Below are 9,377 nucleotides of genomic sequence, written 5' to 3' on the forward strand. Positions count from 1 at the left end.
AAACTGACGGTTCCCCCCAACATCACTCTCCTACCGCTTCCACCACGGTCACCTGAACTGAACCCGGTGGAAAACGTCTGGCAGTTCATGCGTAATACATGGCTCTCAAACAGAATCTTCAAAACCTATGACGATATCGTCGATATCGCCTGCCATGCGTGGAACCAGCTCACCGACCAGCCATGGCGCATTATGTCTCTCGGATTGCGCGACTGGGCTCATGGGTCATAGCAAAAGCAAATTGGTATAATACCGCTTTGGGGGGATTGTGTTGAAAAAGTCAGATTGAGGTGTCCGCTCAGGATTTTGTATGCAATTGGGAATGAAAATTCCCCATGATTACAACGCTCTATACGTTATGATATCGAACCTAAATGTTGATGAGAAACTCCAGCGGGACTTTTTCAACACTATCGGGGGAGACCGGAAGGTCGGCTTTATGTTTGAAGGCAGTAAAAAGCGGCCATGGAAATTGAAAGGAGATGTCTTGCTGTCGTTCGGCATACTGTTTGCTATGATGGCGCGATGACTCGCAAGAAGCCCATAAAGATTGCATTAACCAAGCAAGTGCCCCCTTCCAGATGGCAGGAGTGGAAAAAGATATTTCCTTTGCTTGGTATCATCGTGTTTCTGTTTTCTGGGGCTGCGGGACTGAGACTATTTCGATACTCCTGCAGTGTTACAGGAGTATGTCGAGCGTTTCTCACCTCATATTGTCGGCCTGACCGGCTCCGAAAGTCAGCTTCAGCCGGTTATGAAGGCCTTTCATGTCTCAGCACGACGTCATGCCCCCAATGGCTCAGGCTACCTCGTCGATCATAGTTCACTTCTTTATCTCATGGATGGACACAACCATCTGGTTGGCATGATCCCCGTTGATGCCAGTGCCCATCAGATTGCAAGCGAACTCAGACGGCTCTTGCCATCCCCGTGATGTCAGGTCGGACCTAATCTCGCAAACATCCGGTTTGCGAGAACCAGAACAAGTACTGCGGCCCCCAGTTCTGGTAGAAGCAGCCCCAGAATGACAAGGGTCATCATACCAACCATTCCATATTTTTGAGAGGGCAAGGTGGGTGGAGCCCCCAAGGAACCCACAGGTTTGCGTTTAAGCCACAACACTGTTGCTGCACAGCTCATCATCAGTAAGCCGACTGCCACTAAAAGGTTAATGGCTTGGTTCATCTTTCCAAAAAGCTGGCCTTCATGCGCCGCAACGCCGTAGCCAACGATCCGATCCATAAAGCCTTTCTCGGCAAACGTTTCCTGTTTCACCACATGGCCGTCGGGTGTTACTGTCACACTTTCCCGCAAAGGTCGGTTTTGCGTGTCGGAACGCACAGTCCATAGAGAGGCAGACGGCGTAATGATGACCGGAGCTGGCAGGGAAAGAGTGCTCGCAGTCTGTACAACAGTATTCAGACTGCTTAACAAGTCTCCTTCCGGAAAAGAAGTGGAGACGGTTGGCATGTCCATACCGGGCATATCCATGCTGCCTGTTGCAGGCCGCTTCTGTGATTGTCCGACCGGGTGCCCGGCAATGACCGCTGCGGCTGGCACAGCGCCAATTTCCCAGTCTTTGACGGAGGTCAGGCGACCAACCGTGTTTTCGACCGATTGCAGGGCATGTCCCCAGACGAAGGACCACGGTAGACCGGATACCAGAAACAGCACCAGAAACACGGACGTCCAAACACCAGTGACAGCATGGAGGTCTCGCCATCGGGTTCGCCCCTTTGTTCCAAGGCGTGGATAGACAACGCCCGCCAGTCCACTCTGATGGCGCGGCCACCAGAGCAGCACGCCTGTCACAATGAGCACAATGGTCCATGATGCAACCATTTCCATAATGACAGAACCCACATTTCCCAATAGCAACTGGCCGTGCAGCCTAAAAACAAGCCGTTCAAATCTGTTCTCCTCCAGAACAGTTTTCAGAACGGTATGGGTATTCCTGTCCACATAGACGCGCACCGCTTCTCCGTCCGGCTTGCTGACAAGAGCACGCGTCGCACTCTGCAAAGTCCGGGGAAGTTCATAAGCCAGAAAAGCCCCCTGCGGCACTGCGGATAAAGCTGCCTGAACGTCCCGTTGGGGAGAGGGCGACAAGGCTATGGGCAGATGGTCATATCGCCAGTCAATCCAGTCATCAATCTGGGGTTTGAAAAGATAAACTGTCCCGGTCAGAGAAAGAAAGGCCACAAAAGGTAGGCAGAACAGCCCTGCGAAGAAATGCCAGCGCCAGAGCGTGCGACGGTCTGGCCAGAGGGTGGCACTGTGCATGGTCATGGTACTACCCCTCAAAACCTGATCCGCACGCCGCCAAAATACGCACGGGGCGAACCCGCGTAGATGGAGCCTGTGCTGTTCATGAGTGTCATAGCGTCGGCCTGCTGACCATTGGCCTGCAGTTTATCGCTGATGTTTGTCGCCCCCGCGATATAGGTCTGGTTGGCGACGTTCTGTACCTCGAAATACCAGTGCAAACGATGCGCCCAGCCAAACCGGGCAGGGGGATCATAATGTATTTCAAGATTAAGCAGCGCATACCCCGGCGCTTTCAGGCGATTGGCGTTATCCAGCCAGTAAGAATCACGCCACGTGACTTCCGCGTATCCGCCCAGTCCTTCCAGTGGACCGTCAGGCTGGTCGTAGAGAAAGCGGGCATTGAGGAAATTGGGAATGACCCCGGGGATATAATGCCCTTTACGGCTGAAGCTGTGTGAGAGCGTGCTGTTGGAAAGAACTTCGGTATAATTGGTATAAATCTGGTTATCATAGGTGTAGCTCAGTTTAACCCGACCGCCGGGAAGCATTTTGGGCAACGGCTTCCACTCCACCCCCAGAACAACACCACGATGTTCGGACGCGGGTGCGTTAAAAGTGTAGGAACCAACGGTGTTGACACCGGCAGACTGGCTGACCAGTTCGTTCTTATAAAACTCGTAAAAACCTGTTGCCTGAATGCTGATCGTCGAAGAGGGATGCCAGTCAGCGCCCAGATCAATGCCGACACTTGTCTGGCTTTTCAGTTGTGTATTGTTCCCGTATTCCCCCTGTGGCGTAATGAAAAGATTGGAAGAGGATGGGGTGCCATAGGCTGTGCCAACACGGGTATGAAGCGTCCAGTCTTTTGATGGCGTATAAATCAACGCGCCTTCTGGCGCGAGATTGAAATAGAAACGATTGGCTGTGATGGCCCGCTGGGTGTTGAGCGTTGCGGAGTAGCCATAGAGTGTTTCGGTTGCGCCAATATCGGAATATGTGCCGCCAAGCCCGGCGACAATGTGCCAGTCGGGTGCAAAATGCCAGTCTTCCTGAAAGCGCGCTCCGAGATTCCACTGGTGCCCGTAGCTTTCGGAATTCATGGCCCCTCGTGTTGCACCGCCCAGGGGCATGATGTTGTAAGTCTGTGAACCAAAATCGAGATAATCAAAATTCACGCCAGCAAATGTTTCCAACGCTCTGCCAGCAAGTTGCGCATGGTTGGTTATGTCGCTGCTTACATTATAGGAATTATAAGGACCGACATACGCCATAGGGGACGTTGGCTGGTCGATATGGCGCTGATCGTATGTAAACTGGTTTCGCCACATTGTGTAGCTGTTGAAATCATGCTCCCAGCGCAGGCCAACCACCGTGCGCCGATCAAAGCGCCCCAATCCTGCGGATTCAGGACTCATAGCAACCTTCGCGCCATAGCGACCATTGACCAGCAGATTGACGGACGCGCATCCGGCTGCCGCGCTGGACGCATTGACGCACCCCTGCTGGTAGGGATTGGCCCGATACTGGTTGAGGGACAATCTTGCTGGCAGAAAAGCATCCGTGACGTTGTTGACGAATTTCAGGATAAGACGATCCGATGACGTCAGATTGACACGAAGCCGCACATTTTCTGTCGAGGTATTATAACGACTATTGGCAATGAATCCGTTTCCGCGCACATCGCTGCCGAAGATCATCAGGTCATAGCGGTTATTGCCAAAACCGAGCGTTGCATAGTTGTTGAACATCCCGAAACTGCCGAAATCGGAGCCCAGTTCCAGCCCGTGAATATCTGTTCCCTTCCGGGTGCGGAAATTGATGGCGCCGTTGATGGCATAATTACCATACAGGGTTGAGGCAGGCCCCTCAAAAACATCGACACCCTGATAAGCATGGGGGTCGATCAGATCGGCCCGGGCAGTCCCGTCGGGCTGGGTCATGGGAAAGCCGTCTTCCAGCACCTGCAGATTCTTTAGGCCATAGGACTGACGGTCTCCCGACCCACGAATGGAAATATTCGTATCGCGGGGGCCATTTCCCTGCGTAAAGCTGACACCGGGAATGGTCACCACCATATCGGCAACGCTCTGGCCAACCTGGTTCGCGAAATTACTTCTGTCAGAACTATAAGTCGTCTGGCCTGCCGGACGCGTAAGGGCAGACGACCGGCTTAATCCCGTTACAAGAATCTGTTCGGTTTTGACGGGGTTTTTGTGGGTTTTGATTACAGAAGGAGCATGTTGACTCAAAGGCGAGCGGGGCTTCTCTGCACCGATGGCAGCGTGTGGAGTGCTGGCCAAGAAAATGGCGGCAGCCGTAAGTGTCCCGTAAAACGGAAGTGAAAAACAAGACGTACGAAACATGTGAAGGAACCTGAAGAGACAGCACAAAATGCTCACCTGCATGGTAGGTGAGCGGCTCTTTCAATTCAGATCAGGCAGGAGGTCCCTGCGGGCAGAGAGAAGTCCGTTTTGGTGTTGGCGGCCCCCGAATGGATGTGAACATCCATGACTGACGAATGGCAGCAATACGTAAGTCCACAAAAAGACAGAAAACGATGCTTATAATAAGCAGATCCAATGCCTCGGACAGAAGAAAGCCGTCATCGTCGGGAGCGGTTGAGTGATGGTTCTGTCCGTCTGGATCAGACGATGTGTTCTGAGCATCGCAAAGAATGCTCAGCTGTGTAAAAGTTTTGAGGGGATCGTCGATCAGTGCTGTTGGGGAAGCAATTCCGCCAAATGTCAGGCGTGCAATCAGTGCAAGCAAAACGAGAGGCCAGAAGGCCAGCAGGTAAGCTGAACTGTGAGCACGTGGAGTCATGCGTCACCGTTACATCAAGTTTTCTCTGTTAACCAGTCCATACCGGTCGCTTCAATCCTACCATTCAATAGCGACATCCCTGATCTTTGAGCAGTATTGCATGTCTGCTTTCAGAAAACGTAAATTGCCCCCGAATGACCGACAAGAGGCGATTACTGCACGTCTGCTTTTGTATCACTGAGCTGACAGGCATGTCAGGACGGAAACGAAAGGTCAGCTTTCGAATATCATCTGGCGCAAAGCAGACAAGCTTCTGCTTGATCATTACCAAAAAGCTGCGGAATGAAATCTATTATTCCACTCCCCGCCGACTATAACCGGGCGGTACACCAACAATACGTTTGTAAGCGCGGCTGAAAGCTGCCTGAGACTTATAACCCAGTTGGTCGGCAACGCTCTCGATAGACATTCTGTCGCAAGCAAGCCAAGTCCGGGCAATGCGCATTCGCAGTTCTCCAGCGTAACGCAAAGGTGAAACGCCAATCACCTCCTGGAAGCGCTTTGCAAACACCGATCGTGAAAGACCACTTTCAGTTGCCAGTTCCGCCACAGTCCAGTCGTGTCCGGGATGACGATGCAGGGCAAGAATAGCGCGGGACAGTTTTGGTTCCCGAAGAGCCGTTACAAAAGCAGAACTGTTGCCGCAACCGCATTCAACCCAGCCCCGGACAATGACTGCCATTACGACATCTGCCAGACGTGCGAGGATGCCAGCATCTCCTATGCGTCCGACACGCGCCTCCTGCTCCATGGCCGCTAAAATCGGCATGAGTTCGTCGTAACGCTGGCTTGTAGCGTCAATCATCATGATTTCCGGCATCAGGGGGACAAGCCCATGAAGGCCACCGAGATCAAATTCCATGCAGCCACTGAAGAAAATCGTGTGAGGTGTGCCGCTAAAGCAGCCTTCTACGGCACATACGGTTTCGCTGAGGGTAGTGACATCGCAGTGATCGATATCCTGAACCGGCACTGCCGGATCAGAGAATATCTGATGGGCACTTCCCTGCGGAAGAAAAACCGCATTGCCAGCTGAAAGTGTCTGAATCTCACAATTTTCGGTCCGAAGTTTTCCCGTGCCGGTCGCCATGAAATGGAAATAGGCGCAACCGGGTTTTGCCCTGAAAGCAAAACCAAAAGAGGCTTCAGCATAAACACGACGATACTGAAGCCCGCGCAGACGCATTCCGAGAAGCAGTTCATTCATGAGATCTGAGGATGGGGCGATCTGGTCCAACGCTAAAAATATTCCGGTGTTTTGATCAAGAAAAACGGATTATCAGTCATAGATCGTCCCGCGCATGCCGTCTAGCTTAGGTTGCAAAGTCAATTCTAAGGACGTTTTTCATGAGTGACGAATTTCTAGAGACCTCTGGATCTGACATCGCCAGTATAGAGAACATTGAGCCGACATCTCCCGCATGGATGGCCGTCTTTTCACTGGCAATGGGGGTTTTCGGGCTTCTCACAGCCGAGTATCTGCCCGCAAGTCTTTTGACACCCATGGCAGCGGGACTAGGTGTTTCAGAAGCTCTAGCCGGACAGGCTGTAACTGTAACGGCTGTGATCGCCATGTTTTCGGGACTATTGACTGCAAGCCTGACGCGACGGGTCGATCGCCGCATTGTGCTGCTTGCATTCAGTGTGTTGATGATCGCGTCCAACCTTTTCGCCGCTTTGTCATCCAGCCTCTTCGTACTGCTCACAATGCGGGTCCTGCTGGGCATTGCCTTGGGAGGATTTTGGAGTATGGCAGCCGCAGTGGCGATGCGCCTTGTGCCGGCACCACTTCTGCCGCGCGCTTTATCCATCATTTTCAGCGGAATTTCTGTGGCAACCGTCGTCGCCGTGCCACTCGGTAGTTATCTGGGTGGAGTATACGGGTGGCGAATAGCCTTTTTAGCGGCGGCGGCACTCGGTGTTCTAACTCTGGCTTTCCAATTTTGCACGCTTCCGCCCCTGAAACCGACCAGTCCCGCCCGTTTAGGAACCATTCTGGATGTCCTGCGCCGACCTGGCATTGGTGTGGGGATGCTGAGCTGCACCCTTGTCCATACGGGTCAGTATGCCCTGTTCACATATATCCGACCGGTATTGGAGAGTGTGATGATGATCAATGTCAGCGGTATGGCGCTGGTGTTATTGGCCTTTGGATTGGCCAACTTCATTGGAACCTTGATTGCAGGATGGGTGCTGGAGCGCAGCCTTCGCGCCACCCTCGTCATCATGCCCCTTCTGATTGGAGCAGCAGGTCTGGGGCTGATTTTCCTACCAACTGGGATAACAGGGCAGGTTCTTCTGGTGGTCCTGTGGGGAATGGCCTTTGGTGGCGTCCCTGTCGCGTGGTCGAACTGGGTTGCTCATGCGGTCCCCGATCAGGCTGAAAGCGCCGGCGGGATGGTGGTCGTCTCCGTACAGTCCGCCATTGCGGCAGGGGCTGCCGTGGGTGGCCTGATGTTCAGTGTCGGGGGGGTGATAGGTGTTTTTGGTGTCGCCAGTGCCATTCTGCTGTTTTCAGCTTTGCTGATCGCACTTCGGGTCAGGACAAGTCCATATCATGCGATCTGACAGGAAAGCAAAAATAGATCTTCAAGTATCTGCCATTTTAAAGATGCTGCGGACCTCTTCGGGACAGGTGATCGTACAGCGCCTTGGCGGGCGCGGTGAGATCGTTTTCATCGCGCACACACAAAGACAGGCGGCGTGTCGCCCATTCGTCTAACAGCCGGACTAGCTTGATCTGTGTCGCCCGTTGGCAACGTCGCGCGGCAGATTCAGGAATGATGCCGACGCCCGTCCCAGTTCCTGCCATCCGACAAATGCCTTGGAAGCTGCCAAGACGCACACGCATCTTCATCTTCGACCCGAGGCGGGATGCCTGATCTTCGATATGATCCTGCAGAGCACCGCCCGCCATGCCGATGAACTGATCTCCAAGCAGGTCGGCGAACCGTACCGCTCTATTCCCGGTCAACCGATGCTCTCTGGACGCCACGATAACGAGGCGGTCGATCGCGAAGGGCCGCACGATCAGATCACCCGTGTCGACCGCGCTGGACAGTATGCCGATCTCAGCAAAGCCTGCGCTGACACTTCTGGCGATCTCACCGCTCCCGCGCTCCTTCAGGTCAACGTCGATCTGGGGATGAGCAGCCATCCAAGGGGCAAGGCTCCCAGGTAGGAACTCTGTAATCGCGGCGGTGTTCGCGAAGACGCGTACCGAAGCCCGCAGCCCCTTGGCATATTGTCTGATATCGCCCCGCATTTGGGCCATTTGGTGCAGGATCGTGCGGGCATGGTGTGCCAGCATCTCCCCGGCTTCGGTCAGCGCTATGCCGCGACGCCCCCGAATAAGAAGAGTCACTTCTCCCGCCGCCTCCATATCGCGGAGCCGGTCGCTGGCAGCCGGGTATACCCGGCCAATGCGTCGAACCGTTTTTGGCTAATTGGGGTCATGGTATGCGCCCGTGGTAGCTCCGTGCTGCCCTTGCACGCTTTAGGGACCGCGGAGTGTCGAAGTTTCAGTGCTTTTACACGGAACGAGCGTCCGCTTCAAAGCTGAACCGGTAGTTTTGTGAATGCCCGCGAAAGAAGCTTTTTTATCCGTAGAACAACGGTCAAGTTAACCTACACAGAGTAGTGTTAAAATGAATCGATAATTTCCCACTTTCCATAAAATCCAAACGGACCAACCCACCCCTTGGAAAGCATTTTCTTCATTTTTACTGTGTAAATATTCATCATAGAACAATATTTTCCCCAAAGCCTGACCGTGAACTGACCCTCCCGTTGGATATCGTCAGCATCACGTCCGCAAGGATAACGTGCCCAACTCTCGTTCCCTTCCGAAAGTGCCTCAAACACCCATCGGTCGCGTGCTTTGTATGGAATACATGATGTGCGGTTAGCCAAGCTCCAGAGGTTATGAGTGGTGATTTTTGATATAAATCCCTCTTCAATCAAGGAGGGATCCTCATAGACAAGGAATGCCTTAAGCATGTTCTCCATCGCGAAGGCCGCAAGCAAGAAAGTAGCTCGGTTAGAGCAGTTCCACTGAATCCTGAATCGAGAGGTGACAGTGAAGGCGTCTTGTGATTCACCGTTTTTCCTGATGGAGAGGGTGATGGCACGAGCATTGAGTGATGATCTTCGGAAGCGGGTTCTGGAGGCTGGAGCTGCGGGAGCATCGGCCCGCTCGATTGCGGCGCGGTTTGGTGTTGGGATTTCGACGGCGATCCGCTGGTTGCGTCGGGAACGTGAGAGCGGCGAGCGGACGCCCCGTCGTC

The 9,377-nt window shown here is 53.4% G+C and carries 10 protein-coding genes; 4 read left to right on the forward strand and 6 right to left on the reverse strand.

Annotated elements, in window-relative coordinates:
* Window positions 1–231: transposase (locus tag KP699_RS15555; RefSeq protein WP_215763231.1), on the forward strand; the 231-nt coding region annotated here is incomplete at its 5' end.
* 445 nt (window positions 232–676) lie between these two features.
* Window positions 677–934, forward strand: coding sequence for an SCO family protein (locus KP699_RS16560; RefSeq protein WP_308164937.1), 258 nt, complete (start codon window positions 677–679; stop codon window positions 932–934).
* A 2-nt stretch (window positions 935–936) separates the two neighbouring features.
* On the opposite strand, the gene KP699_RS15565 is transcribed toward KP699_RS16560, so the two are convergent.
* From KP699_RS15565 to KP699_RS15580, 4 genes are all read right to left on the reverse strand, one after another.
* Window positions 937–2,289, reverse strand: a complete 1,353-nt coding sequence (locus tag KP699_RS15565; protein WP_215763264.1) for a PepSY domain-containing protein — start codon at window positions 2,287–2,289, stop codon at window positions 937–939.
* Between the two features lie 11 nt (window positions 2,290–2,300).
* On the reverse strand, window positions 2,301–4,631 hold the full coding sequence (locus KP699_RS15570; protein WP_252347140.1) for a TonB-dependent receptor domain-containing protein: 2,331 nt from the start codon (window positions 4,629–4,631) through the stop codon (window positions 2,301–2,303).
* Window positions 4,632–4,701: 70 nt separating this feature from the next.
* Window positions 4,702–5,091 carry a hypothetical protein gene (locus KP699_RS15575; protein ID WP_215763265.1) on the reverse strand — a complete coding sequence of 130 codons (390 nt, stop codon included), beginning with the start codon at window positions 5,089–5,091 and terminating at the stop codon, window positions 4,702–4,704.
* Window positions 5,092–5,383: 292 nt separating this feature from the next.
* Window positions 5,384–6,328 (reverse strand): AraC family transcriptional regulator, encoded by a 945-nt coding sequence (locus KP699_RS15580; protein WP_215763266.1) that lies wholly within the window; start codon window positions 6,326–6,328, stop codon window positions 5,384–5,386.
* Window positions 6,329–6,438: 110 nt separating this feature from the next.
* Between KP699_RS15580 and KP699_RS15585 the strand changes: the two genes are divergently transcribed.
* Complete coding sequence (locus KP699_RS15585) at window positions 6,439–7,659, forward strand: MFS transporter (RefSeq protein ID WP_215763267.1); 1,221 nt, start codon at window positions 6,439–6,441, stop codon at window positions 7,657–7,659.
* Window positions 7,660–7,696: 37 nt separating this feature from the next.
* Here the strand turns inward: KP699_RS15585 and KP699_RS15590 are convergent, their stop codons facing one another.
* Both KP699_RS15590 and KP699_RS15595 read right to left on the reverse strand, forming a co-directional pair.
* Window positions 7,697–8,515 (reverse strand): LysR substrate-binding domain-containing protein, encoded by an 819-nt coding sequence (locus KP699_RS15590; protein ID WP_308164938.1) that lies wholly within the window; start codon window positions 8,513–8,515, stop codon window positions 7,697–7,699.
* 218 nt (window positions 8,516–8,733) lie between these two features.
* On the reverse strand, window positions 8,734–9,054 hold the full coding sequence (locus KP699_RS15595) for a hypothetical protein (protein WP_215763269.1): 321 nt from the start codon (window positions 9,052–9,054) through the stop codon (window positions 8,734–8,736).
* A gap of 160 nt (window positions 9,055–9,214) precedes the next feature.
* On the opposite strand from KP699_RS15595, the gene KP699_RS15600 reads away from it, so the two are divergent.
* Window positions 9,215–9,377: helix-turn-helix domain-containing protein (locus tag KP699_RS15600; protein ID WP_215763271.1), on the forward strand; the 163-nt coding region annotated here is incomplete at its 3' end.

It is taken from the genome of Acetobacter sp. P1H12_c (genome assembly GCF_018811975.1).
Taxonomy (GTDB): Bacteria; Pseudomonadota; Alphaproteobacteria; order Acetobacterales; family Acetobacteraceae; genus Acetobacter; species Acetobacter persici.

Bases quoted from the DNA above. Each gene is read 5' to 3' on its own strand.
- KP699_RS15585 (WP_215763267.1), top strand. From the start codon at position 6,439: ATGAGTGACGAATTTCTAGAGACCTCTGGATCTGACATCGCCAGTATA.
- KP699_RS15570 (WP_252347140.1), bottom strand. From the start codon at position 4,631: ATGTTTCGTACGTCTTGTTTTTCACTTCCGTTTTACGGGACACTTACG.
- KP699_RS15565 (WP_215763264.1), bottom strand. From the start codon at position 2,289: ATGACCATGCACAGTGCCACCCTCTGGCCAGACCGTCGCACGCTCTGG.
- KP699_RS15575 (WP_215763265.1), bottom strand. From the start codon at position 5,091: ATGACTCCACGTGCTCACAGTTCAGCTTACCTGCTGGCCTTCTGGCCT.